This is a genomic window from Clostridium sp. AM29-11AC (genome assembly GCF_003480545.1).
GTDB classification, from domain to species: Bacteria; Bacillota; Clostridia; order Lachnospirales; family Lachnospiraceae; genus Otoolea; species Otoolea saccharolyticum_A.
In genome coordinates this window covers 145,294-170,369 of record NZ_QUJI01000002.1, presented here as the reverse complement: position 1 = coordinate 170,369, position 25,076 = coordinate 145,294, and the positions used below count along the sequence as shown (strand labels likewise).

Sequence of the window (25,076 nt, the reverse complement as noted above, 5' to 3'; positions counted from 1 at the left end):
CTGTTTTTTTTCTATCGGGAAGGAGGGTTGAAATGACGATTAACGAGGCGAGCGAGCGATATAAAATCCCCATTAAAATCCTGCAGGAATACAAAAGCTGGGGGCTGTGCGGCGAAGTCAAAAAAGTTATGGGCTCGTGGCATTATGATGAGAGCGATATGGAACGGCTGAGCACCATTATGACGCTTCACGACATCGGCTTTTCCAATGACGAGGTGAAAAAATATATGCAGCTTCTTCTGAAGGGAAAATCAACCGAGAAAGAACGGCTGAAAATGCTGAGCGAAAAGAGAAACGGCACACTGGATGAAATCCATTTCAAGGAACGGCAGTTAGACCGCCTGGATTATCTCCGGTTTGAAATACAAAAGGCAATGAAGGCTTGAAAGGGGCAGAACGCTATGAAAACCATTGAAAATAAAACCTTTGACGAAGAGAGAGCTCTTTATGGCGCGCGTGATATTCTCGTAAAAGACTGCGCTTTTGACGGCCCTGCTGACGGGGAGAGCGCATTTAAGGAATCCAGAGATGTTGCAGTCGATCACTGCTTTTTCAATCTCCGCTATCCGTTCTGGCACGACACGGATCTGAAAATTGAAAACTCGGAAATGACCGAGCTTTGCAGAGCAGCTCTCTGGTACTCTGAAAATGTGGAGATCAGCCATACCAGACTCCACGGAATTAAGGCCCTCCGCGAATGTGCAAATATTAAAATGCGCGGCTGCGACATCCTTTCACCGGAATTCGGCTGGTCGGTGCACGGTATCTCCATGGAGGACTGCACCGCCGATAGCGAATATTTTATGCTCCGCTCTGATCACCTGTCCTTCCGCAATATCCGCATGAAAGGCAAATATTCCTTTCAGTATATCACCGATTCCGTTTTTGAAAACTGCGTGTTCGACACGAAGGACGCTTTCTGGCACACCAGAAACATTACCGTGCGAAACAGCACTGTGAAAGGTGAATACCTGGCGTGGTACAGCGAAAATATCACCTTTGAAAACTGCAGAATCATCGGCACCCAGCCCCTTTGCTACTGCAAAAATCTGAAGCTCGTAAACTGCGAAATGATCGAAACCGATCTAAGCTTTGAGCGCTCCCAGGTAGAGGCAACTCTCACTGCTCCAATCGTCAGCATTAAAAATCCCCTGTCCGGACATATCTATGTGCCCCAGGTCAGCCAGATCATTATGGATATCGACGAAGCAAAAGGCCAGGTCATCGTCGGAAAAACGAGCTGTGAGAGTGGAATCAGCACTCACTGAAGGAAAGGGGCTGCACAATATCCATTTTAATATCCATTTTGAACCATAAAGGAAAATTTTTCAAACCAGAAAGGAGTTGTCGCAATGAAAAAAGCATTTACAGTTCTCGCAGCTTTTGCCCTGCTGCTCTCTCTTTCCGCCTGCAGCAGCACGGCAAATGAGGAATCATCCTCTCCCCCACAGCAGTCAGGCAGTCAGACCTCTGCATCTGAGGAAGAATCAGATAGTCCAGGTGCTTCCTCCGGCTCCGCCGAAGAATCGAGTGGACAGACAGATTTTTCCGCGCCCGCCGAAACAGGCTCTGAATCACTGGTCGTTTATTTCTCCTGGTCAGGCAATACTGAAAATGTTGCAAAGTCTGTTCAGAGCCAGACGGATTCCGATATTTTTGAGATTGTGCCTGCCACATCCTACAGCGATGATTATGATACTGTTTTGGATGTGGCACAGGAGGAACAGAAGGAAAACGCGCGCCCTGCAATTTCCGGCAGCATCGAAAACATTGACCAGTATGATGTTGTCTATGTGGGATTCCCCAACTGGTGGGGCGATATGCCGATGATTCTCTATACATTTTTCGATACTTACGACCTGTCAGGAAAAACGATTGCTCCGTTCTGCACCAGCGGAGGAAGCGGTCTTTCCGGAACAGTCAATGAGATAAAATCCCTTGAGCCTGACGCAGCCGTGACAGAGGGGCTTCATATCGGAAGCAGCTCCTCATCCGAGCCCGACGATGCGGTCAGCCAATGGCTGAATGATACAGGACTTGCAAAATAAGAGGACATTTTATTATGAAAATTGATAGGAGGTAATTTTATGCCGCATGTTGATATTACGATGATTCCCGGAAGGGACGATTCAGCTAAAAAAGAGATAGCCCTTAAGGTACAGCAGTTTCTGGCAAAGGAACTGAACATTGACGAAAAATTCGTCTCGGTGTCCATTGAGGATGTTCCGAAGGAAGAGTGGAACGCCCATATGGAGCGCCTGAAAGACAAAAAAATGTTCGTGGAGCCGGGCGTATAAGGAGAGAACAGTTATGAAATACACAAAATTAGGAAATTCTGACCTTCATATATCCCGTATCTGTATGGGGTGTATGGGCTTTGGAGAGGCCGGAAACGGTCAGCACAGCTGGACGGTCGATGAAGAACATTCCCGTGAAATCATCCGAAAAGGCCTGGAACTTGGCATCAACTTCTTTGATACGGCAATCGGCTATCAGAGCGGTACAAGCGAGCAGTATCTCGGCAGGGCCATCAGGGATTTTGCAGAGCGTGACAGCGTGGTGATAGCGACAAAGTTCCTGCCCCGTACCAATGAGGAAATTGAAGCGGGGATCACCGGCCAGCAGCACATCGAAAAAATGCTTGACAAGAGTCTTGAAAATCTCGGCATGGATCATGTTGACTTATACATTTACCATATGTGGGATTACAATACGCCTCTGTACGACATTATGGAGGGGCTGAACAACGCCGTCAAAGCGGGGAAGGCCCGGTACATCGGTATTTCCAACTGCTTTGCCTATCAGCTTGCAAAGGCAAACGCCCTTTCCGAAAAAGAAGGTTTTGCAAAATTTGTATCGGTGCAGGGACATTACAATCTGATCTTCAGGGAGGAAGAACGGGAAATGGCGAAGCTCTGCCGTGAGGATAATATAGCCATGACACCCTACAGCGCACTTGCAGGCGGTCGGCTCTCCAAATACCCCGGCGAAACCTCAAAGCGTTTGCAGGAGGACAGCTATGCGCATCTGAAATACGACGCTACCGCCAGGCAGGACAGCATCATCATCGACCGTGTGATACAGCTTGCCAATAAGCGCGGAGTATCTATGACTGAAATCTCCCTTGCCTGGCTGCTGACAAAGGTTACTGCTCCTGTCGTGGGCGCAACGAAGCTTCACCAGGTTGAGGGCATGGCGAAAGCTGCCGGGCTTACTCTGACTGACGATGAGCTCGCATTTTTAGAGGAACCCTATGTTCCCCACAATCTGGTAGGCGTAATGGCGCAGAACACCCCTGAAGCCGCAAGAGAAAAACACGTGTGGTCTACAGGCAGCCAAAAAATCTGAAAGGAGACAAAAAAATGAATTTAAAGAAAACAGATCCTGAATTTGCAGAACGCTTTGAGCATTTTGCCTTTGATGAAGTTGTAAACGAAGAAAACCAGCAGTTGGAGCCGCCAACCCGCTGTCTGGCAATTTTGGCAGCGCTGATCGGCTGCGGAGGTGTGGATGCCTATAGAGAAATGCTCCCTCAGGCGTTGGAAAACGGCATCACCCCCATAGCGGCAAAGGAGATCGTTTACCAGGCCGCCGACTATCTGGGGTATGGCAGAATGCTGCCGTTTCTGAATGTTACCAATGAGGTGCTGACCGAGAGAGGCATAGAGCTTCCCCTTAACGGACAGGCGACGACTACCCTTGCCGACAGGCTGGAAAAGGGGATCGAGGCACAGGCGGCAATTTTCGGTGAGCATATGAAGGAGGCCTGGAAAACAGGCCATATCAACCGCTGGCTGGCGGCAAACTGCTTTGGCGATTACTACACCCGAACGGGCCTTGGCCTGGCAGAGCGTGAGCTGATTACCTTTTGCTTCCTTATGGCCCAGGGCGGCTGTGAGCCTCAGCTGATTGCCCACGCAAAAGGAAATTTGAATCTTGGAAATGACAGGGACTTTTTGATTCGTGTTGTTTCCGGGTGCCTGCCCTACATCGGTTATCCCCGCAGCCTGAACGCCATTGCCTGCATAGGTAAGGCGGTGGAGGAATGAAACCGAAAGCCGTTATAAAATTAGCCGTCGACGTTTCCATGACACTGGCCCTGCTTTTTTTAATGGGCTATCAGTTTTGGGGAGAAGCGCCCCATGAATGGGTGGGTGCCGGAATGTTCCTTCTTTTTGTGGCCCACCACCTTCTGAACGGGCGCTGGCATAAAACCCTGTTCAAGGGGAAATACAGCGCACTGCGCACTGTGACGCTCTGTGTCGATTTGCTTCTCCTGCTTGCAATGCTCGCTCAGATGTACAGCGGTATTGTGATGTCCCGCTATGTATTTGCCTTCCTGCCGGGGACAGGCGGCATGTCCCTGGCTCGCCGGCTCCATATTCTCGGGGCATATTGGGGCTTTCTCCTGATGAGCGTGCATTTGGGACTTCACTGGAATATGATTTTGGGAATGCTGCGAAAAGCGTTAAAGATAAAAAGTAAAACAAAAAGCCCCAGTATGATCGCCTTCGCCGCAGGATTAATTATCTCCGGATATGGCATATGGGTATTCATCAGCAGAGGTTTCCCCACCTGTCTGTTTTTGAAAAGCGAGTTTGTATTTCTGGATTACAGCGAACCGAGAATTTTCTTTTATATAGATTATCTTGCGCTTATGGGACTTTGTATTTTTATCGCTCACTACAGTACAAAGCTCATGGCGCAGTTACAAAAGCGAAGAAGTCATAACGGGATTTGAAATTTCAGCCTTGCCGCCTGTACAGAGCAGAAAACGGACTCCGAAGAGTCCGTTTTCTGCTGTATCATCCATCTTTTTAAAACTGTACAATCTCTTTAATGGGCTCTGCCGGCTCCACATAGTCAGCGTAAAGCATCGGCCCCTCTCCCTCATACTCAGGGCTGTACTCGTACTCCACACGGGCCTTTACCTTCACCCACTGCTTTGTCTCCAGGAGCCTTGCGTTCTTGGCCTTGCACATAAATCCAAGGAAGGTCATGTCGGCCTCGCAGCAGGTCATGGCCATGCGCCCAGGCACAAAGTAATTCTTCGGGAAGTCCGGTGTCTTTAACACCATGGCTGTAAATTCCACCACCTTGCCCCGGTAGCGATCCGGCTTGTCCAATGCGTCGATATACCAGATTCCATAGGCCTCCGGGGAGATCTCAATTACATCGGCATTTACATCGTACGGCAGATCCGCTTCTGTCACTTCCTCTATCTGACCCTCAGAGTCCTCAAAAATAATCTCTACCTGCGGATTCATCCCCTTGAGGGTTCTTCTGTAGGTATCCAGATCCTCTATGTCGTCGCAGCGGTTCATGATAATCATCTCTGAATTTCTCACCATTGCCCCCACCAGCGGCTTCATATTGTTCAGATAAAGCTCAAAAGTGGACCCGTCGATAATGGTGATCTGCTGGTACAGCTCCCAGTCTGCCGGCAGCTTCAGCTCGTCCAGGCTCCACATTCCGTTCCACTCCATGAGCACCCGCTCCGGGTTGTAGAGCAGTTCCAGATCGGAGAGATATTCCGGAGTCAGCTTTGACAGCTCGTCCACATACACGACAGCTGTCCGGTTCTCTTCCAGAAACTCGTCCTCATACTCCTCCTCGCCTTCCTCGCAGACAATCAGAAGTGTTTTTCCCTCTGTCTTAAAATAATCCTGATCCATGGTGAATTTGATAAACTCAGTCTTTCCTGCTTCCAGAAAACCATTGATCAGAAAAAGCGGCATACGCTCCTCGTCCATCTGTCGTCCTCCTGTTTTTCAGCAGCCATGGGCCGTAAATCTGCCTGCCCGATGGCTGCTCTCTTCTTTTACCTCTGCCTGCCTACTGAGCGCTGAACGCTTCCTCCAGCGCCTTCTCATCCAGATTTGCTCCGATTACGCAGACCTTGCCTGTATAGTCGGCAGAGCCCTCACGGATCTCCACCTGCTCCGGCACCAGATCAAAGTGCATCCATGTCCCGTCTGCAGCCGGGAGCATTCCCTTAGCCCGAAGAACCTCTCCGTACTTTCCGCTGTACGCCAGATCCTTAAGAATCTGTTCCAGTCTCTCTCTGCTGACGCCGGTTACATTCTCGCGCCCCCAGCTTGTAAATACGTCATCGGCATGATGGTGGTGATGATCGTGGTCATGGCAGCCGCAGGTGCAGTTCTCACCGTGGTCGTGATCGTGGTGATCATGGTGATGGTCATGACCGCAGCACTCTCCCTCCTCGTGATCGTGGTGATGGCCGTGGCCGCAGCACTCTCCTTCTCCGTGATCATGGTCGTGATCGTGACCGCAGCAGCACTCTCCGTCGTGATCATGATGATGGTGATGGCCGTGCTCATGGGCGTGCTCTCTGGCCTCCTTCATGAGCTCTTCCATCATATTGTCCTTCTTCTCGATAATTTCCAGAAGCTGTGTTCCAGCAAGCTGGCTGACAGGTGTAGTCACAATCGCCGCATCCTGATTGTGCTGGCGGATCATCTCCACAGCAGTCTGTACCTTTTTCGGATCTGTTATGTCGGTTCTGCTGAGTACAATGGTTCCGGCATTTTCAATCTGGTTGTTGAAAAACTCGCCGAAATTCTTCATATACATGCGCACCTTGCTGGCATCAGCCACGGTGACAGCACTGTTTAACTCAACCTCGATCTCGGAGGCAACATCTCTGACAGCCTTCATCACATCGGAGAGCTTGCCTACTCCGGATGGCTCAATGATCACACGGTCAGGAGTATATTTCGTGAGCACCTCTGCCAGAGATTTTCCGAAATCTCCCACAAGGGAACAGCAGATGCAGCCGGAATTCATCTCGCGGATCTCTATTCCCGCATCCTTCAAAAATCCTCCGTCAATACCGATCTCTCCAAACTCATTCTCAATCAGAACGACCTTTTCACCGGAAATCGCCTCTTTTAACAGGCGCTTAATAAAAGTAGTCTTTCCTGCACCCAGGAAACCGGAAATAATATCAATCTTTGTCATCTCTATCTACCTTCTTTTCTGTAATTATCTTTCTGAAGCCCCTGGCTTCTCTCAATATGCAGCGACAAAAGCGACCCCTTCGTCCGCCTCAGTCCAGTATATAATTTTGACACAAAACCCCTGTAAAGTCAACCGCTTCCCCTTTTCGCTTTCGGCACAGGACAGAGATTCTCCTTTAGCCGCACCGGCTAAAAAGCGCAGTACGAATTTTCAGGCCCTGAAACCGGGAGGGATGGACTGGATTCTTCCCCAGAAAAGTGCTAATATGGTTTTAAATTATCTGGTACAAAGGAGAAAAGAGCTGTGAAGGTTCCTGCCAAGCGCCGTGTCTTTGAGATCATTCAGATTGGACGAGATCATGATATCGCCAGTATTGTCTTTGACTTTTTTATTGCATTTATTATTTTTTTGAACTTATTTATTACCCTGTTTGAGACCTTTGAACAGTCCCGGCCGTATCTTCCCCTGCTCCGCAGCCTGGAACTGATCACCTCCTGCATTTTTGCAGTGGAATATATGCTTCGCATCTGGACCGCAGAATACCTGTATCCCAGAAAAAGCCGCAGGCAGGCAAGGATTTCTTTTATGTTTTCTTTTTTCGGCATCATCGACCTGCTGTCTTTCCTGCCGTATTTCCTTCCCGTGATATTTCCCATGGGTATTGTCACGTTCCGGATGTTCCGGGTAGTGCGTATTTTCAGGCTGTTCCGCATCAACATGTATTACGACGCATTTAATGTAATTACCGATGTCCTCCACGAGAAGAAGGATCAGATTTTTTCGTCCGTCTGTATCCTGCTGATCCTGATTGTGGCATCCTCCCTGTTTATGTACAGCCTGGAGCATGACGTACAGCCGGACAAATTTCAGAACGCATTTTCCGGAATCTGGTGGGCAGTGTCTACCCTGCTGACCGTAGGCTACGGAGACATCTACCCGGTGACCAATGCCGGGCAGCTGGTGGGCATCGTGATCGCCTTTCTGGGCGTGGGAACTGTAGCGATTCCCACCGGTATTATATCTGCTGGTTTTGTGGAGCAGTATACCAAGCTGAAATCTATGGCTGATTACTCAGAGGAAACAAATATCCGCTTTATCAGCCTGGCCGTAGGAGAGCACCATCCCTGGGAACACATGCGGGTCTCCGATCTGCCGCTGCCTCCGGAGATGATTCTGGCCGTCATCCGCCGCGGAAAAAGAACAATCGTTCCGAAAGGAAATGTGGAAATTGAGATAGGTGACCGCCTGATTTTCGGCGCCAAAGGCTATCAGGACGACGTGGGCATTACCCTGAAAGAACTGCAGCTGTGGGATCGCCATCCGTGGGTGGGAACGGCTATCCGTGACTTGAATATTTCCCGTAAGACGCTGATCGTGATCGTGCAGCGCGGGGAAAAGATCCTGATCCCCAGCGGCTCTCTGGTGCTGCGCGCCGAGGACAAGGTGATTCTGTATACAAAGCGGGATGTAAGAGACAGTGTGGAAATTGAAGTGTAGATACATGTCAGAATAACTGTCAGAACAGATGCAGCCGGAGAGCGGGCCTGTTCATTTCTCAGCTTATCCACGGCAGATATGCGGCCAGAACTGCCAGAAGCATAGCCGGAAGCATATTGGCTACACGAATCCGCTTGTCCCAGACCAGATTAACCCCTATGCAGAAAATCAAAACAGAACCAATCAGTGATAAATAAAAAATGGCCGTCCCTGTCATGAAGGGGGCCAGCAGCCGTGCCAGCAGTGTGACAGAGCCTTCAAAAATAAAAACCGGAATGGCAGAAAATACACAGCCTTTTCCCATGGATGAAGTCATCACGGCGATAAGAATAAAATCCAGTACCGCCTTTACCGCAAGCATGGAACAGTCTCCCAGGATCCCGTCCCTGATCGCTCCGACTATAGCCATAGCTCCAATGCATACCGTTAAGGAAGCCGTTACGAGCGAATCCGTAAAGCCCGGATCCCTGCCATTTCCGGATTTATATTTCAGCCACTCGCCGAGCCGCTCAAAGCCTCTTTCGATTCCAAGAAGCTCTCCTATGGCCGTGCCCACTGTAAGGCACAGGACGACGAACATAGACTGCCCTGAAATCAAGGCATTTTCCTCAATTCTGAGCATTCCCTCCATCGCCCCTGCAATGGCAATAAAAAGCACGCTGACACCGCACGCTTTATTTAAGGCATCCTGCATATCAGGCTTTAACAGCCTGCCGGCAAAATGTCCGATCAGACCGCCGGCAATAATGCTGACGCTGTTGATAAACGTCCCTAAGCCTATCATAAGCTGTTCTCCTGCTTGGCCTTAAGCTCTCTCTTCCAGGCGGACGGCATCGTACATCTCATCCACCTCATATTCCCTGAAAAAGTGTTCTGAGAGTTCTTCATCCTCGCCGTTTACCACCAGCTTCATCTTCTCCCCGATCTTCAGAGTCATAAGTCCCATCAGCGATTTGCCGTCTATCCAGCTTACTCTTTCTCCCAATTTTCCAACGTCAATATCTGACTGCATCTTCTGGCAGATTCCGCAGAATTTAATAATGTCATTTGTGTTCAGAAAACGGATTTTTTTCTCTACCATAGCCTTAATTTCCTCTCTAAAGTACAATATTCCGTCACAGCCGCGCCGCAGTCTCTGTTTCCTCTTATCTCCTGCAGCAGGGAGAAATGGCATATCAAAACCACTGGCTGTTCCTCCCTGGGCGAAGTCCGATAGTAGTATACAGCAACTGATTTCCCGTGTAAAATACTTAAATAAAATATCCGCTATATCAAAATCACATCTCCCGGTTCTGCCTGGGGATTCCCCCGGGGAGACAGGCCGCTTCAGGGGCAGATTCTGCTCTGCCCCGGTGCACCCAACCTGGCAGCAGAGCCTCTCTACTTTCTCTTTCCGGCCGCGCTCAGCCTGGACATGGCCCTCGCCAGCTCCCGCTGGCTTCTGTAATACTCCAGAAGGGACTGCTCCTGGCGAAGCTGCTCCTCAGCCCGCTCCTTAGCCTCCCTGGCCCGGTTAATGTCGATATCCTCCGGCCGCTCCGCAGAGTGTACAAACACCTTCACACGGTTGTTGATCATCTCTGCAAAACCGGCTCCTGTGGCTATAATTTGCTCCTGAGGCTTATCTGCGGCTCCCTCGCCCTTTTCACCCGGGTCCTTCGCAGGGACGAACCTGGTAATTCCAGGCACCAGAGCAATGACCACATCCTCGTGGTGGGCCAGAAAGGTATGTCCGCCGTCTGTAGCCGGCAGATCGATAAAGCTCGCTCTGCCCTGATAGAAAATTTCGTTGCTGGAATAGATCTCAAGCCCGAAGGTTGCCTCTGCTCCCATGAAATCTCCTCCTTTAACTCTCTGCCTTTGCCTTCTCGATTACATCGTCAATGGTTCCCACATTGAAGAACGCATTTTCCGGGTATTTGTCCATCTCCCCGTCCAGAATCATCTTAAAGCCGCGGATGGTCTCCTTGAGCGGAACGTATTTTCCGGGGATTCCCGTGAAATTCTCAGCCACATGGAAGGGCTGGGACAGGAATTTCTGGATCTTTCTGGCTCTGTACACCGTATTTTTATCCTCCTCGGACAGCTCCTCCATACCAAGGATGGCGATAATATCCTGCAGCTCCTTATACTTCTGAAGCACCTCCTGGACACGTCTTGCCGTCTCATAGTGCTCCTCGCCGACCACGTCGGCTTCCAGAATCCTCGATGTGGATTCCAGAGGATCCACTGCCGGGTAAATCCCCTGCTCCACAATCTTCCTGGAAAGCACCGTGGTGGCATCCAGATGGGCGAAGGTCGTGGCCGGAGCCGGATCCGTCAGGTCATCGGCCGGCACATAGACAGCCTGCACGGAGGTAACGCTTCCCTCCTTCGTGGAGGCAATCCTCTCCTGAAGCTCTCCCATCTCTGTAGCCAGCGTAGGCTGGTATCCTACGGCCGACGGCATACGTCCGAGAAGGGCAGAAACCTCTGATCCGGCCTGCACGAAACGGAAGATATTGTCTATAAACAGAAGCACGTCCTGGTGCTCCCTGTCACGGAAATACTCTGCCATGGTAAGTCCCGTCTCCGCAACTCTCATACGCGCTCCCGGCGGCTCGTTCATCTGCCCGAACACCAGGGCCGTCTTTGAGAGGACTCCTGACTCCTTCATCTCTGTCCAGAGGTCATTTCCCTCTCTGGAACGCTCTCCCACGCCTGTGAAAATCGAGTAGCCGCCGTGTTCGGTGGCAATATTCTGAATCAGCTCCTGGATCAGCACGGTCTTTCCCACGCCGGCTCCTCCGAACAGTCCGATTTTTCCTCCCTTTGCGTAGGGGGCCAGCAGGTCGATTACCTTAATTCCTGTCTCCAGAATCTCCACAACCGGCTTCTGGTCTGCGAAGGACGGCGGATCCCGGTGAATGACCCAGTGCTCCTCCCCTTCCAGAGACTCTCCGCCGTCAATGGTCTCTCCGAGCACATTGAACAGACGGCCCAGCGTCTTGTCGCCCACAGGAACCTGGATTCCCTTTCCTGTGGCCTCTACCTCCATATCGCGGCACAGCCCCTCGCTGGCCGCCAGCATAATGCAGCGGACCGTACTGTTTCCAAGGTGCTGGGACACCTCCATCACACAGGTTCTGTCCCCGTTTTTTACCTTCAGGGCATCCTTGATATGGGGCAGAACGCCGTCTTCAAATAAAACATCTACCACAGGTCCCATGACCTGCACAATTCTGCCTTTATTCATAATTATCTCCTCTACCGCTTTTTCTTCTGGGCATTGGCGCCGCTGATTACCTCTGTGATCTCCTGGGTAATGGCCGCCTGCCTTGCCCTGTTGTACTGGACAGAAAGCTCTTTCAGCATCGCTTTCGCGTTGTCTGTGGAAGCCTGCATGGCCATCATCCTGGCGTTGTGCTCACTGGCGTAGGATTCCACCAGAGCGCCGTATATCACTCCCACCAGATAGCTTGGGACAATATTGTCCATCACCTCTCTGGCTGACGGGAACAGACGGATCTCCTCCCTTCTCATGTCCATGGGAAGAGAGATAGGCTCCGGCTCCGGATGCTTGAGGGGCAGCAGCGTTTTGAGTACCGGCTCCTCTTTCATGGAATTGAGCATCTCTGTAAACAGGATGGATACCTCGTCAAACTCTCCGCTTAGAAAGCCCTCGATCACCGTTTCCGTAATCATCCTGGACCTGTGCATGGTCGGCTTCTGCACCGTGTAGCGGAAGCTTCCGTCCATATCCACTTTCTTTTTGGAGAAATACTGGCGGCCCACAACGCCCAGTACATAGAGCTTTGTGTGGCCGGGCTTTTCCAGCTCCTCCTCTGCCATCTTGATAATATTGTGATTATATGCCCCGTTTAATCCCTTATCAGCCGTAACCACAATAAGGGCGCGTTTTCTGTCCTCGGGACTCACATCTGTCCTCTCGTCCAGATAACGGCTCTCTTTCTCCTCATCCGGCAGATGTCTCAGAATTCTGTCGAGGGCTGTCTGCACGCCGAAGAAATACGGCTCTGTGTCAGCCAGAACTTTTTTCGCCCGCTTCATCTTGGATGAGGAGATCATATACATGGCGTTCGTAATCTTCATGGTGTCCTGAATGCTCTTCATCCTGGTCTGAATTTCCTTTGTGCCCGCCATTTACTCACCTGCCTTCCTGCCAAAATAAGCGTTTTTACCGGATCTGCGTTTCTGCATACTGCTTTGCCGCCGACACAATCCTCTCTTCCAGCTCGTCAGAGAGGACTCCCGTCTTCTCAATTTCCTCCCCGATCTCAGGGTAGCTGGAATCAAAATATCTGAGAAGCTCTGTCTGGAAGGGTTTCACTCTTTTGACGTCAAGATCCATAAAAACCTTATGTCTTGCCGCACACAGGGTGATTACCTGCTCGTGAAGGCTTAAAGGACTTCCGAGAGGCTGTTTTAAAAGCTCCATCAGGCTCTTTCCGTACTGGAGCTGCTCCTTTGTGGAGGCGTCCAGGTCAGAGCTGAACTGGGTAAACACCTCCATCTCCCGGTACTGGGCCAGGTCGATACGGATGCTTCCCGAGGCCTTTTTCATGGCCTTTGTCTGGGCTGCGCCGCCCACACGGGATACAGAAAGTCCCACATTGACTGCCGGTCTCTGGCCCGCAAAGAACAGATCCGTTTCCAGGAAAATCTGGCCGTCTGTGATGGAGATCACGTTAGTCGGAATATAGGCGGAAACATCTCCGGCCTGTGTTTCAATAATCGGCAGGGCCGTGATGGAACCTCCTCCCAGCTCGTCGCTCAGGCGGCTGGAACGCTCCAGAAGCCTGGAGTGCAGATAGAACACATCGCCCGGATAAGCCTCACGCCCCGGAGATCTCTCAAGCAGAAGGGACAGAGCCCTGTAGGCCACTGCGTGCTTGCTCAGATCGTCGTAGACGATCAGCACATCCTTCCCCTTGTGCATAAAATACTCTGCCAGAGCAGTGCCTGAATAAGGCGCAATATACTGAAGCGGCGAGCAGTCGCTGGCTGTAGCCGCCATGACGATGGAATAATCCATGGCTCCGTGCTCCGTCAGAGTGGACACCAGCTTGGCGACGGTGGACGCTTTCTGTCCTACTGCCACATAGATACAGATGACATCCTTGCCCTTCTGGTTTAAAATGGCATCCGTGGCGATGGATGTCTTTCCTGTCTGCCGGTCGCCGATGATAAGCTCCCTCTGCCCCCGTCCGATAGGGAACATGGAATCGATGGAAAGAATTCCTGTCTCCAGAGGCCTGTTTACCGATTTTCTCTCTACAATGCCGGGAGCCTCCTGCTCCACCGGCCTGTAGCCGTCCTCCTTAATCTCCCCTTTTCCGTCAATCGGCGCTCCCAGGGCGTCCACCACACGGCCTAAGAAGGCATCTCCCACAGGGATTCCCGCCTTTTTCCTCGTCCTGACAGCCCGGCTTCCCTCGCTGATGCCTGTATCCTTTCCAAAGAGGATGCATCCGATGCTGTCCTCCTTAATATCCTGAACCATACCCTTGAGACCGTTGTCGAAGATCACGATCTCGCCGTACATGGCATGCTCCATGCCGTAAATCCTGGCAATGCCGTCTCCCACGGAGATGACGGTTCCTGTTTCCTCCTCACGGCATCTGTCGTCATAATTTTTTATTTCTTCCTTCAGTATGGAAATAATATCCTCTGAACTGATTGAACTCAAGCCCTCTCACCTCCGTACAAGTAGTTGGACAGACGCCTGTAGCTTCCCCTGAGGCTTCTGTCATATTCAAATGCTCCCGCCCGCAGGACAAAGCCCCCGAGCAGCGTTTTATCCTCTGTAAGCTCAAACTCCACCTCTCTCTTTCCAAATCTCCTCTTCAGAAATTCGGAGAGGCCGCGAAGCTGCTCCTCGGTTGGAGGAGTCACATAGGTGAGGACAGCCCTCAGAATTCCCCTCTGCTCCTTTGCATAGGCTCTGTAGGCGTCAAATATTTCAAAAAGAAGTCCCGCATGTCCATGGCGGCAGACTGTCTTTATAAAGGATCTGGTTTCCTCCGGGAAGATCCTGTCAGCCACCCGCTCCTTTTCCGTCAGAGAGACCGTCGGATTTTTGAGAGCCTCCATCAGGCGGCTCTCCGCCTTCAGCAGCTTCTCCGTCTCCAAAAGCGCCTGCTCCGGCACGGAAAGCTCAAAGAGGGCCTTCGCGTAATTACCTGCTGTCTGGGTCATGGCATTCACCTGCTTCCTCTATAAAACGGTCGTAGAGAGCCAGATCCTCCGGGGCGCCGGAAGCACTGCCGGATACCTGTCTGGCAGCGCAGAGAGCTACCTCCGCAATCCTTCCTCTAAGCTCTTCCATGGTTTTCACGCGCTCTGCTTCAAGGCTTTCCCTCGCCTTCAGAAGATCCTCAGCCGCCTTTTTGTCAGCCTCGGCCACGATGCGGTCGTACTCCTTCTTTGCACGGCCTCTGGCTTCCTCCACAATCCGGCCGGATTCTGCTCTGGCATCCTTAAGAGCCGCCTCATACTGACTTTTTAAGGCGTCGGCCTCTTCTTTCGTGCTCTTCACATTTTCCAGCTTCTCGTTTATCATGGCCTGCCGCTTGTCCATAATTCCCAGCACAGGCTTAATTAAAAAGTGCTTCAGCAAAAGACAGAGGACAATCAGGTTTATGATGTTGTAGACAAGGCTTACATTAAACTGTAACACCTCTTCCACCTGCCTTTCCTAATTTATTTTAAGAACAGAATGATTACGAGGGCGATTACGAAACCGTAAATAGCTGTTGCCTCTGCCAGGGCACATCCCAGAAGAAGAGCCTTGCTGATCTTGCTCTCAGCCTCCGGCTGCCTTGCGATGGCCTCCACTGCCTTGGATGTTGCGATACCGATACCAATTCCTGCTCCAATACCTGTAAATACAGCGATAGCTGCTCCGATAGCGATTAATGTTGACATAACTGTTTTCTCCTTTACTTATTCATTTACTGTTTTCTGCTGTCCCGCCGCAGATTCGCCTCTGGCCGCCCGGCCTTTCCTTCTGTCCAGGGCTTCACGTCCTGTTTTTCTCAGCTACTCTAACGATTCTTTAATAAACAGAGCTGTCAGGAACACAAACACATAGGCCTGAATCAGCCCGTCGAAAATGTCAAAGTAAAAGCTGAACGGAATCGGCACGAACAGCGGCACCACCAGCTTGATAAGCTCCATAACTACGAAGGAGCCCAGCACATTTCCGAAAAGACGCATACAGAGAGATACCGGCCTGATGAACACCTCCAGAATATTGATGGGAAGTATAATGGCCACCGGCTCTGCGAAGCTTTTCAAAAATCCCTTTGCGCCTTTCTTGTGGAATCCCGCGTACTCGATCACGGCAATACTGATGATTGCCAGAGCCGCTGTCATGTTCAGATCCTTTGTCGGAGGCACAAAACCGACAATTCCTATCAGGTTTGCGGCGCCAATAAAGATGGCTGTCGAAATCAGATAGGGAACATAACCTTTTCCCTCTTCTCCTACCAAATCCACGAAGAAATCCCTCAGAAATCCAATGGAGCTTTCCAGAAAAAGCTGAACCCTCCCAGGGTTTTCCACACTCAGGTTTCTTACCAGGAGCTTGGAGAGAAGCACTAATACTGCCATGATGATCCATGTAACTGCAACTGATTCGTAAATCGGTATCCCGCCGAAAATCGGGATCGTAAATACCACTTTACAGTTCAGCTCCTCCATCAGGGCGCTAGAAAGAGCTTCCGTTTTAATCCCTCCTTTTCTCATTTGTCTGAAGTACGTCTGAATATCGTCTTCAGATATTTCTTGAAAAAAGACAGAAAAACAGCATTTCTACTGTTTTCCCGTCTTTTTCCTGATTTCCACTATTATACGCCTAATCACATGTGAAAGTAATTAGATAAAACTTCTAAATTTTCATGAAAATTTATGGTTATTTTATTCAAAATACGACTAGTGTGTTAATAAAATGTAACATTTTATTTCACCTGGTTACTGTCTGAATTCCCTTCAAATTTCTCCGGCTTTTCTTTTGACTGCCGTACAATTTGTTCCCCGCCTACCGCCTTCCTGACTGCCGCAGCATCTGAACTGCCGAAAATACAAGGAAAAAGCAGAGGTTGACCACCACCACGCTGGCTCCTGCCGGCGTGGAATAGACGTAGGACAGCACCATACCGGCAAAAAAGCAGATCACAGAAAGAATGCCGGCGGAGACCACCACCCCGTGAAAGCTCTTAAACACCCGCATGGAAGTCAGGGACGGGAAGATGATCAGACTTGAAATCAGCATGGCTCCCATCATGCGCATTCCCAGCACGATGGTCACGGCTGTCAGGACCGCGATCAACACATTGTAGAGTCTCACCCTGACGCCGGTGGCCTTGGCGAAGTTTTCATCAAAGGTCACGGCAAACACCTTGTTGTAGCAGAACAGGAATAAAAACAGAACTACCACGCAGAGCAGAGCGGAGAGCCTCACATCCTCCCTGCTCATGGCCAGAATGCTTCCGAACATGTAGCTGCTCACATCCGTGGTCATTCCTGTGGTCATGGAGGTGACGATAATTCCGATAGCCAGAGCGCTGGCCGAGATCATGGCAATGGCCGCATCGCTCTTGATCCTCCCTCTCTCTGTAATATGCAGAAGAAAGAAGGCGGCAAGGACCACCACGGGGATGGAAACCCTGAGAGGCGACCAGCCCATGGCCAGAGCCACAGAAAGGGCACCGAAGGATACATGGGAAAGGCCGTCTCCGATCATGGAATAGCGCTTCAGCACCAGGCTCACTCCCAGGAGGGATGCGCAGAGGGAAACCAGAATTCCCCCGATGAGCGCCCTCACCATAAAGGGGTACGATATCATTTCAATCACCGCGCTCATCAGTCCTCACCTCCCAGAAATCCCTGCCCTACACGGCTTTTCACATAATCGGAGACAGAGCCGTAAAACAAAACCTCCCTCTTCAGGTGAAGGATCTTGTTGGCCTGATGGACAATGTTCTGAATATCGTGGGATACCATCAGAACAGCCACCTGCTCCTCTCTGTTTAGCTTCTTTATCATATGGTAAAAATCCTGAATCGCAGACGGATCGAGACCGGTGATCGGCTCGTCCAGCACCAGGAGCTTATCTGTGGCGCACAGAGCCCTCGCAATTAACGCCCTCTGCTGCTGCCCTCCTGAGAGCTCCCGGTAGCACTGTTTCTTCAGGTCTGTAATGCCCAGCTTTTCCATATTGTACTCAGCCAGCGCCCTCTCCTTCCTGGAATAAAACGGGCGGTTTCCTCTTTTTCCCAGGCAGCCGGAAATCACCACCTCATAGACGGTTGCCGGAAAATCTTTCTGGGCCGCCGTCTGCTGGGGAAGGTAGCCGATTCCTGCACGCCTCAGCTCCTCGGAAACCACGATCTTTCCCGAAGTAGGCTTCAGAAGTCCCAGGATTCCCTTCATCAGGGTGCTCTTTCCTGAGCCGTTTTCTCCCACAATACAGATATAGTCCCCTGTATTTACCTCCAGATTTGCATCTACCACAGCATCCTGGTTCTCATACCCGAAGTCTGCGTGTTCACACCTTAGTAATGTTCCCATCAATTCAATCCTTTACTCAAATTTACGGCATTTTGCTCCATTAACTCCAAATAAGTCACGCCGGAGTCAAATTCCCGTCTTGTCACATTGTGGCAGGAGTGAAACAGGAGAGGCTCCGCCCCCGTTTCTTCCCCGATAATCTCAGCGACTCTGTGGCTGGAAAGCTCCAGATAATAGACAGCCGGGATATCTAACTCCCTTACCTTGTCGATCAGGTAGGCTATCGTCTTGGCACTGGGCTCCGTGTCCGTGCTGCAGCCGGAAAATGCGGCCCTGTATTCCAGACCATACTCATCGAAAAAGTACCGGAGCGGAAACTTGTCCCCGAACACTACCAGCCGTCTTTTCCCATGCTCTGCGATATCCCTGAATTTCTGATCCAGAGCTGAGAGCTTTTCCTCATATTCTGCCAGGTTCTCCCTGTAAATCTCCTGATTGCTTTCGTCCATCTCGCAGAGCGTGCCGGCAATCACCTCTGAGAGGGTCATAGCATTTACAGGAGATGTCCAGATATGCTCATCATACTCTATTTCCTGCTCGTGGCCGTCGTCGTAGAGGTGTCCTTCCTCACCCTCCTTTGGCACACCTGCAGGGTGGACATGATCATGGGAGTGATCGTGCTCCTCCGCCTCCATCCCTTCTACAATCTCCTCTTCCACCGTATCCACGTAGTCCATCATTGTGATAACCTGCTGGTTCTGCGTATCGAGGGAGTCCAATACCCGTTCAAACCACTGTTCCATGGCTCCCCCGTTGCAGATAATCAGGTCAGCATCCTGGATTTTAATGATATCGGCAGGCGTCGGCTCAAAGGAATGGCTGTCCATCCCCGCCGGAACGATCAGCTCCAGCTCCACCTGTCCCGACTCGATAAGCCCGCCGGAAATCTGGCGCGTGAAATCATAGTAGGGAAATACAGTGGTCACGACTTTTAAAGGCTCCTCTTTTAAAGGCTCCTCCTGGGAGGCGGAAGGGTTCGCCTCTTCCGAAACCTGCGGATTCAGGGCGCCTTCCGTTTCCGGCAGTTTTGGGGTTCTTCCCGCGCAGCCTGCCAGAAGCGCCGTTAAACCGGCCCCCAGAAGAATCCGGGCTGCCTTTCTGCCGCTGTGCTTTATCTGTTTTTTAATCATTTCATTCCTCCGCTGTTCTGGTCTTTGGCGGCTTTTCCTCTTCCGCAGGCCACTCATCCTTCTGCAGGATTTTCTCCCCTGCAGGTTTCTCAGTTCTTCAGAGCCTCTGTGTTTTCCTTTTTCAGAATTTTCTCCACATCAGACGGATGATCTGCGATATACCTTGGGTGAAAGGCCAGAAGCTCCTCCCTGTCCCTGAATCCCCAGGTAACTCCCACCGTGTCCATCCCGGCGGCAATCCCCGTCCTCATATCTGTGTTGGTATCCCCCAGGTACAGGCACTCCTCTGGCTTTACCTGGAGCTTCTCACAGATAAAAAGAGCTCCTTCCGGTGACGGCTTCTTGGCAATTCCCTCCCGCTGTCCCAGAATCATATCAAAGGTATTTTCCCCGAAAACCGTTTCAATATTTTCAACCGCCTGCTCATGGGGCTTATTGGAAAATACCGCCATTTTAATATGGTTCTCACGGATAAAGGAAAGGAGATGCAGGATTCCGTCATAGGGCTTTACGCCTCTCATACAGTTTGCCGAAAAGTTCTTCATATATTCTGAAAGGCTCTGATCGTAATACTTCATATTTTCATGGCCAAAGTGGCAGAGGGCCCGCTCCATCTGGGTCTTGTAGCCGTCGCCCACCATGTGCTTGGTATCCTCTATGGTAATCTCCCCCAGCCCGAAGGAGCGCAGGGTAAGGTTCGTCGCGTAGGTCAGCGCCGTCAGCGTGTTTAACAGGGTTCCATCCAAATCAAAAATACAGAGCTTGTACATATTGCCGTTCTCCCTTCTTCTGTCTGGTTCTGACTCCTAATTTGCCTTGTATATCATATGATAAAACAGGGAAACTTTCAATCCTTTTAACATTTCGGCAATTATTCATATATTACTGTTTTTCCCTCTCCCTTTCCCTCTCTCTCATGGAAAACACGCACCCGCAGTAATCCTGGCGGTACAGACCGTACTCCCTTGACAGCTCGGTAGAGCGTTTATAACCGTTTTTCTTCTTGAAGTCTGAGGCCAGATATTTCACCCCGTACTCTGCCCCCAGCTCCTCCCCTATCCGGTTGAGCCTTGCCGCATCCTTCAGAGGACTGATGGTCAGGGTTGTGGCAAAGTAGTCAAACCCGCCCTCCCCGGCAAGTCTTGCGGCCTCCTTAAGGCGCAGCTCAAAGCAGATGCCGCAGCGCTCCCCGCCCTCGGGATCCTCCTCGTGGCCGCGGACTGCCTCATAGAACTGTTCAGGCCTGTACTCTCCCGCCACAAAGGAAACCTCATTTTTCACAGGAAGCTCCCGGATCAGCCGCTTCACCTCCTCTGTCCGCTCCTCGTACTCACTGGGCGGATAGATATTTGGGTTGTAGTAGTAGACTGTGATTTTAAAATACCGGGACAGATACTCCAGCACATAGCTGCTGCACGGTGCGCAGCAGCTATGGAGAAACAGGGTGGGGACAATTCCCTCCCCTTCGTTTTTCTCAATCAGTCTGTCCATCTCTCTCTGAAAGTTCCTGTTCTTTCCATTCATCCCGATGCTCTCCTCCTTTACTGCATCTTCCTTCGGCATAGGTCCTGCCGGCTTTCCCCCACGCAAAAAGACTGCCAAAATTATTCAGCAGTCTTCTCCGTCCCATTCTAACTTTACATATCTAACTAAACAGCCTTTAACATCTTCCAGGCCCTAATCTCTTGTTTTTATGGAATCACAATTCTCAAACTTCCATGAAACAGCCATGAAGCTGCGAAGTAAGCCTCCACTACAGGAAGTCCCTGATCCTCTTGCTTCTCACAGGGTTTCTGAGTTTTCTGAGGGCCTTGGCCTCAATCTGCCTGATACGCTCCCTCGTCACGTTGAACTCCTTGCCCACCTCTTCAAGCGTCCTCGGATGCCCGTCCTCCAGGCCGAAGCGCAGAACGATAACCTGGCGCTCTCTCTCCTTCAGATCGCCAAGCAGAGCATCAATATGCTCCCGGAGCATCACGGATTCCACGTTGCCCTCAGGAGTCACCACATTTCCATCCGCAACGAAATCGCCCAGGTTGGAATCATCCTCCTCACCGATCGGCGTTTCCAGGGAAGCCGGTTCTCTGGCGATCTGCATGATCTCCATTACCTTATCCTCCGACATATCGAGAGCTGCTGAAAGTTCAGCCACTGATGGCTCATAGCCCAGCTCCAGAGTCAGCTTCCTCTGCATCTTGGACATCTTGTTGATCGTTTCAACCATATGCACCGGCACTCGGATCGTCCTTGCCTGATCGGCAAGCGCTCTCGTCACAGACTGGCGGATCCACCAGGTGGCATATGTACTCAGCTTATATCCTTTTGTGTAGTCAAACTTTTCTACTCCTTTGATCAGGCCCAGGTTTCCCTCCTGAACCAGGTCAAGAAAGCTCATGCCTCTTCCGGTATAACGCTTCGCGATGCTGACAACAAGCCTTAAATTGGCCTCAATTAAGCGTTCCTTCGCAGACACATCGCCCTCTGCCTTTCTCTTGGCAAGGCGCAGTTCTTCCTCAGCGCTGAGAAGAGGAACCGTACCGATCTCTTTTAAGTACATGCGCACCGGATCCTCTGTGCCGATTCCCTCTAAAAGGTCAATGGCATCCAGATCGATGTCTTCCTCTTCCCCATTTTTCATAAAGTCGTCGTCCACATCATCGAGAAGCAGCAGTTCATCATTGAGTGAAGTCTCATCAATCACTTCTGGAATTACGTCGATGTTGTTCTGTTCCAGATAGCTGTAAATCTGCTCCATCTGTTCTGTTGACAGGTTGTCGGCGGCAAAAAAGTCATTAATCTCCGCAATGTCCAGAGCATTCTGCTTCGTTTTTGCCAGATCGACAAGTTTTCTTAACTTTTCTAAAAAATTGTCTTTCTCTTTCTCCACGAGTTAACGTCCTTTCGCTATCAGAAGCTTTTGTAAAAGTTTACCGACTTTATATTATAAACTAACCCTCTACATTTTTCAACATATTTTTTCTTACCATGGACACGCATTCAAACCTGAAACTCCCGCCATTGCAGCCTTCCTGCTGTCCTTCCTTTTATCGGGCGTTAATCTCTCCTGTCCTGCTATACATGCAGGTCTCTGTAATAGTACTCCAGATCTCTGTCCGTGATTTCCCGTATTACCCTGCATGGATTTCCTGCCGCTACCACATTGGCCGGAATATCTCTTGTCACCACGCTCCCTGCCCCCACAACTGAGTTTTCCCCGATTGTGACGCCAGGACAGACAGAGACATTTCCTCCGATCCAGACATTGTCCCCAATCACCACCTCAAACGAGTACATTTCTCCGTGAGGGCGGAGCTTATAGTGCACCGGATGCCCCGTGGAGGCAATAAGCACGTTCGGCCCGATTAAGACGCCGCTTCCTATTGTAATTTTATAGTCGTCCACCAGCGTAAGATTGGAGTTTATATAAGTTCCCTTTCCAATGGTAACAGTTTTTCCGAATGTACAGGTAAGCGGCGGCTCGATCCAGACTCCCTCGCCCACTGAACCAAAAATTTCAGGCAGCATGGCATTTCTCTTTTCCGCTTCCGACGGATGAATATGATTAAAATCAAAGCACAGCCCCCTCGCCTTTTTCTGTGCCTCCATGGCTTCCTCGGTATCGGTCCAGAGCAGTCCCGCTGCCTTTCTCTCCTCCATGGTCATCACATACCCTCTCCTTCCGTTAAATTATTTAACCATCTGTCTTTCCTATACCTGATAACAGACACAGGAGTCTTTATCACTTCGTCTGCATTCATAACCGCAAAGACTGCCGGCACAGGCAGCTTCAGAATGAACGCCGAAATTCCTCCAGCCATCACGCATATACACCACATTACTATTCCGTCTGTATATAAGCCAAATCTGGTATCGCCTCCCGCTGTAAAGATACCATTCAGTATGGTATTGGTGATGGAGGCAAACACTGTATTCACAGACAGGATTTTGTACATCATGTGGAAGTATGCCATGGCCTCCTCCCTCAGATTGAGGAGAGATGCCACTTTTCCCTCGGCGGCCAGCATCAGCATGCAGCAGAGTATACCTGAAGAAACCGTGATCTTTATCAGCGTGCGGGAATTTCGCTTCGCCTCCTCAAGCTCTCCTCTTCCCAGTAAGTTTCCAAGCAGAATAGCCCCGGCCTCGGCAGCCCCGAAGCTGAATACTGTCGCCAGGTTCTGGACAGACGATACTGCCGAACTGGCTGCCACCGCAGCAAGGCTGAGCTGTCCCATAATACCCGACATGGCAGCCATGGCCCCTCCCCATATCAGCCCCTGAAGGACAATCGGTCCTGTCACGTAAAGCTGCTCTTTTATAAGGCCCGGATCTGTAATTTCGGCTCTTGGGATTCTCTGATTTTTTCTCCAGTCATTCAGACACAGGCAAAGCTCTGTGAGGCGTGCTGCCAGAGTAGCTGCCGCAACGCCGAGTACCCCCAGCCTGGGAATCCCAAAAAAGCCGAAAATAAACACTCCGTTTAAAAAAACATTGAGCAGAAGCGCTGTGCTGGAAAAAAGAACGCTTTTTCCGACCTGTCTGTCTGACTTCAGGGTTACCATGTAGATCTGAGTGAAAGCGGTACACAGATAGGTTATGCCTGTGATTCTGAGATACTGCCTCCCGATGCCGGCCAGAACAGCCTTATCTGTAAAAAGTCTCATAAGCAGCCCCGGCATGCAGATGCTGGCTGCGGCGAAAACAGCTGAAATCAGATATGACATTGCCAGGGCGTTCCTGAAGATAGTTTTTGCCGCCCCTCTGTCCTGATTTCCCAGATACTGCGCCATCATAATCCCTGTCCCTGAAGTCAGCCCCATATAAAACAGATTCAGAACAAACGGGATCTGGTTTGCGAGTGCCACTGCCGCCATCTCGTTCTGCCCTGTAAAGCTGAGCATAAGCGTGTCTGCCGAGTTTACCGCCGCTGAGAGCAGATTCTGCATGATTATAGGAAGCGCCATACTAAAAAGCTGTCTCTGAAATGTTCTTTCACTCTTCGTGCCTCATCACCCTTACCTCTTCCCTCAGGTTTTCGATGCAGACCTCTGTCACTGCTCCGCCGTATTCTCCATCCAGAGTCCAGTCCACCGCCTCCTCGCTCTCCATCACAAGCCTCGATGTCTTGAACCTGTAGACGCAGTCATTTTCCCCCTCTTTATTGATCAGGTAGGCAACGATGCTCTGAATGTCCTTAGGGGTTCTCGGCGTGCGCACAAGCATCACCTCAAACTCACCGTCATTGAGGGCCACTCCCGGGGGCACCAGGCTTTTAAAGCCTCCGATGCTCATGGTGTTTGTCACCATTCCCAGAATAAACTCCTCCTCCAGCGTCTGGCCGTTCCAGTGAAATTTCAGGCGGTAGGATTTAAGCCCCGCAATCCGTCTCACAGCCTCCAGCATATACGCCTGATGCCCCAGCACATTTTTTGTCTCCTGGGATGTTTTATAGGAAACCTCTGTAAATGCTCCAAACGCGGCCACATAGACAAAATATCTGTCAGCCCCGAATCTTCCTATGTCCACAGCAAAGGGGCTTCCGTTCACGGCCTCCTCGGCTGCCTTCATCATATTTTTCGAAATTTTCAGGCTGGCTGCATAGTCATTGGTAGAGCCTGACGGAATGTATCCTATCACCGGCCTTTTTTCTCTGTCCAGAGTCATGAGTCCGGAGACAACCTCATTGAGGGTTCCATCTCCGCCGCTGCAGACAAGAAGAGCCACACTGTCTCCGCTGTTTCCCGCCTTCTTTTTTGCATCTCCCTGAGCCTGAGTTACATGAACCGTAACTTCATAACCGACTCTGACAAACAAATCGAGAATATCCATCAGCCTTGTTCTGAGCTTCTCACGCCCGGATCTGGGATTCATAATAAACAGCATTTTTTTCATAAT

The 25,076-nt window shown here is 50.7% G+C and carries 29 protein-coding genes; 8 read left to right on the top strand and 21 right to left on the bottom strand.

Going from position 1 to position 25,076, the window contains the following annotated elements; genetic code table 11:
- The first annotated feature begins 32 nt into the window (after nt 1-32).
- The 7 genes from DW757_RS02540 (at nt 33) to DW757_RS02505 (ending at nt 4,741) form a co-directional block, all read left to right on the top strand.
- Nucleotides 33-386 carry a MerR family transcriptional regulator gene (locus tag DW757_RS02540; protein WP_118750895.1) on the top strand — a complete coding sequence of 118 codons (354 nt, stop codon included), beginning with the start codon at nt 33-35 and terminating at the stop codon, nt 384-386.
- A gap of 15 nt (nt 387-401) precedes the next feature.
- Nucleotides 402-1,268 carry a DUF3737 family protein gene (locus tag DW757_RS02535; protein WP_118750894.1) on the top strand — a complete coding sequence of 289 codons (867 nt, stop codon included), beginning with the start codon at nt 402-404 and terminating at the stop codon, nt 1,266-1,268.
- 84 nt (nt 1,269-1,352) lie between these two features.
- Nucleotides 1,353-2,048 (top strand): flavodoxin, encoded by a 696-nt coding sequence (locus DW757_RS02525; RefSeq protein WP_118750893.1) that lies wholly within the window; start codon nt 1,353-1,355, stop codon nt 2,046-2,048.
- Nucleotides 2,049-2,087: 39 nt separating this feature from the next.
- Nucleotides 2,088-2,297 carry a tautomerase family protein gene (locus tag DW757_RS02520; protein ID WP_118750892.1) on the top strand — a complete coding sequence of 70 codons (210 nt, stop codon included), beginning with the start codon at nt 2,088-2,090 and terminating at the stop codon, nt 2,295-2,297.
- 13 nt (nt 2,298-2,310) lie between these two features.
- Nucleotides 2,311-3,348: an aldo/keto reductase gene (locus DW757_RS02515; RefSeq protein WP_021966914.1), complete on the top strand. Its 1,038-nt coding sequence runs from the start codon at nt 2,311-2,313 to the stop codon at nt 3,346-3,348.
- 14 nt (nt 3,349-3,362) lie between these two features.
- Nucleotides 3,363-4,049 carry a carboxymuconolactone decarboxylase family protein gene (locus tag DW757_RS02510; RefSeq protein WP_118750928.1) on the top strand — a complete coding sequence of 229 codons (687 nt, stop codon included), beginning with the start codon at nt 3,363-3,365 and terminating at the stop codon, nt 4,047-4,049.
- Entirely contained in the window at nt 4,046-4,741 is a 696-nt protein-coding gene (locus DW757_RS02505) for a DUF4405 domain-containing protein (RefSeq protein ID WP_118750891.1), read from the top strand. The genes DW757_RS02510 and DW757_RS02505 overlap by 4 nt, the downstream gene beginning before the upstream one ends.
- A gap of 76 nt (nt 4,742-4,817) precedes the next feature.
- On the opposite strand, the gene DW757_RS02500 is transcribed toward DW757_RS02505, so the two are convergent.
- Nucleotides 4,818-5,753: a GTP-binding protein gene (locus tag DW757_RS02500; RefSeq protein WP_008394993.1), complete on the bottom strand. Its 936-nt coding sequence runs from the start codon at nt 5,751-5,753 to the stop codon at nt 4,818-4,820.
- 82 nt (nt 5,754-5,835) lie between these two features.
- Entirely contained in the window at nt 5,836-6,981 is a 1,146-nt protein-coding gene (locus tag DW757_RS02495) for a GTP-binding protein (protein WP_118750890.1), read from the bottom strand.
- Nucleotides 6,982-7,284: 303 nt separating this feature from the next.
- On the opposite strand from DW757_RS02495, the gene DW757_RS02490 reads away from it, so the two are divergent.
- Complete coding sequence (locus DW757_RS02490) at nt 7,285-8,478, top strand: ion transporter (protein WP_008394990.1); 1,194 nt, start codon at nt 7,285-7,287, stop codon at nt 8,476-8,478.
- A 58-nt stretch (nt 8,479-8,536) separates the two neighbouring features.
- Here DW757_RS02490 and DW757_RS02485 read toward each other — a convergent pair whose 3' ends face one another.
- From DW757_RS02485 to DW757_RS02390, 19 genes are all read right to left on the bottom strand, one after another.
- Nucleotides 8,537-9,262 carry a DUF554 domain-containing protein gene (locus tag DW757_RS02485; protein ID WP_118750889.1) on the bottom strand — a complete coding sequence of 242 codons (726 nt, stop codon included), beginning with the start codon at nt 9,260-9,262 and terminating at the stop codon, nt 8,537-8,539.
- A gap of 21 nt (nt 9,263-9,283) precedes the next feature.
- On the bottom strand, nt 9,284-9,559 hold the full coding sequence (locus DW757_RS02480) for an HPr family phosphocarrier protein (RefSeq protein ID WP_243033303.1): 276 nt from the start codon (nt 9,557-9,559) through the stop codon (nt 9,284-9,286).
- 299 nt (nt 9,560-9,858) lie between these two features.
- The gene (locus DW757_RS02475) at nt 9,859-10,311 is read right to left on the bottom strand and encodes a F0F1 ATP synthase subunit epsilon (RefSeq protein WP_118750888.1); all 453 of its coding nucleotides are present in this window, start codon (nt 10,309-10,311) and stop codon (nt 9,859-9,861) included.
- Nucleotides 10,312-10,324: 13 nt separating this feature from the next.
- Nucleotides 10,325-11,713 carry a F0F1 ATP synthase subunit beta gene (gene atpD, locus DW757_RS02470; protein ID WP_008394986.1) on the bottom strand — a complete coding sequence of 463 codons (1,389 nt, stop codon included), beginning with the start codon at nt 11,711-11,713 and terminating at the stop codon, nt 10,325-10,327.
- Nucleotides 11,714-11,724: 11 nt separating this feature from the next.
- The gene (atpG, locus tag DW757_RS02465) at nt 11,725-12,621 is read right to left on the bottom strand and encodes an ATP synthase F1 subunit gamma (RefSeq protein ID WP_118750887.1); all 897 of its coding nucleotides are present in this window, start codon (nt 12,619-12,621) and stop codon (nt 11,725-11,727) included.
- A 34-nt stretch (nt 12,622-12,655) separates the two neighbouring features.
- Nucleotides 12,656-14,167, bottom strand: coding sequence for a F0F1 ATP synthase subunit alpha (atpA, locus tag DW757_RS02460; RefSeq protein WP_118750886.1), 1,512 nt, complete (start codon nt 14,165-14,167; stop codon nt 12,656-12,658).
- Nucleotides 14,164-14,676, bottom strand: a complete 513-nt coding sequence (gene atpH / locus DW757_RS02455; RefSeq protein WP_118750885.1) for an ATP synthase F1 subunit delta — start codon at nt 14,674-14,676, stop codon at nt 14,164-14,166. Before atpH ends, atpA begins: the two co-directional genes overlap by 4 nt.
- The gene (gene atpF / locus DW757_RS02450) at nt 14,657-15,166 is read right to left on the bottom strand and encodes a F0F1 ATP synthase subunit B (protein WP_118750884.1); all 510 of its coding nucleotides are present in this window, start codon (nt 15,164-15,166) and stop codon (nt 14,657-14,659) included. The genes atpH and atpF overlap by 20 nt, the downstream gene beginning before the upstream one ends.
- Nucleotides 15,167-15,180: 14 nt before the next feature.
- Nucleotides 15,181-15,405, bottom strand: a complete 225-nt coding sequence (atpE, locus tag DW757_RS02445) for an ATP synthase F0 subunit C (protein WP_008394981.1) — start codon at nt 15,403-15,405, stop codon at nt 15,181-15,183.
- A 114-nt stretch (nt 15,406-15,519) separates the two neighbouring features.
- A complete protein-coding gene (locus tag DW757_RS02440; RefSeq protein ID WP_008394980.1) occupies nt 15,520-16,227 on the bottom strand; it encodes a F0F1 ATP synthase subunit A in 708 nt (235 codons plus the stop codon).
- A 292-nt stretch (nt 16,228-16,519) separates the two neighbouring features.
- A complete protein-coding gene (locus DW757_RS02435; RefSeq protein WP_008394979.1) occupies nt 16,520-17,344 on the bottom strand; it encodes a metal ABC transporter permease in 825 nt (274 codons plus the stop codon).
- Nucleotides 17,344-18,051 carry an ABC transporter ATP-binding protein gene (locus tag DW757_RS02430; protein ID WP_021966906.1) on the bottom strand — a complete coding sequence of 236 codons (708 nt, stop codon included), beginning with the start codon at nt 18,049-18,051 and terminating at the stop codon, nt 17,344-17,346. The genes DW757_RS02435 and DW757_RS02430 overlap by 1 nt, the downstream gene beginning before the upstream one ends.
- A complete protein-coding gene (locus DW757_RS02425) occupies nt 18,051-19,181 on the bottom strand; it encodes a metal ABC transporter substrate-binding protein (protein WP_087382068.1) in 1,131 nt (376 codons plus the stop codon). The genes DW757_RS02430 and DW757_RS02425 overlap by 1 nt, the downstream gene beginning before the upstream one ends.
- 89 nt (nt 19,182-19,270) lie before the next feature.
- Entirely contained in the window at nt 19,271-19,951 is a 681-nt protein-coding gene (locus DW757_RS02420; RefSeq protein ID WP_118750883.1) for an HAD family hydrolase, read from the bottom strand.
- A gap of 112 nt (nt 19,952-20,063) precedes the next feature.
- Nucleotides 20,064-20,744 (bottom strand): epoxyqueuosine reductase QueH, encoded by a 681-nt coding sequence (locus DW757_RS02415; RefSeq protein WP_118750882.1) that lies wholly within the window; start codon nt 20,742-20,744, stop codon nt 20,064-20,066.
- 190 nt (nt 20,745-20,934) lie between these two features.
- Nucleotides 20,935-22,068 carry an RNA polymerase sigma factor RpoD gene (gene rpoD / locus DW757_RS02410; RefSeq protein ID WP_008394973.1) on the bottom strand — a complete coding sequence of 378 codons (1,134 nt, stop codon included), beginning with the start codon at nt 22,066-22,068 and terminating at the stop codon, nt 20,935-20,937.
- Between the two features lie 185 nt (nt 22,069-22,253).
- Nucleotides 22,254-22,844, bottom strand: coding sequence for a maltose acetyltransferase domain-containing protein (locus DW757_RS02400; protein ID WP_118750881.1), 591 nt, complete (start codon nt 22,842-22,844; stop codon nt 22,254-22,256).
- On the bottom strand, nt 22,844-24,145 hold the full coding sequence (locus DW757_RS02395) for an MATE family efflux transporter (protein WP_118750880.1): 1,302 nt from the start codon (nt 24,143-24,145) through the stop codon (nt 22,844-22,846). Before DW757_RS02395 ends, DW757_RS02400 begins: the two co-directional genes overlap by 1 nt.
- 28 nt (nt 24,146-24,173) lie before the next feature.
- Nucleotides 24,174-25,073: a YegS/Rv2252/BmrU family lipid kinase gene (locus tag DW757_RS02390; RefSeq protein WP_118750879.1), complete on the bottom strand. Its 900-nt coding sequence runs from the start codon at nt 25,071-25,073 to the stop codon at nt 24,174-24,176.
- Nucleotides 25,074-25,076: the final 3 nt, after the last annotated feature.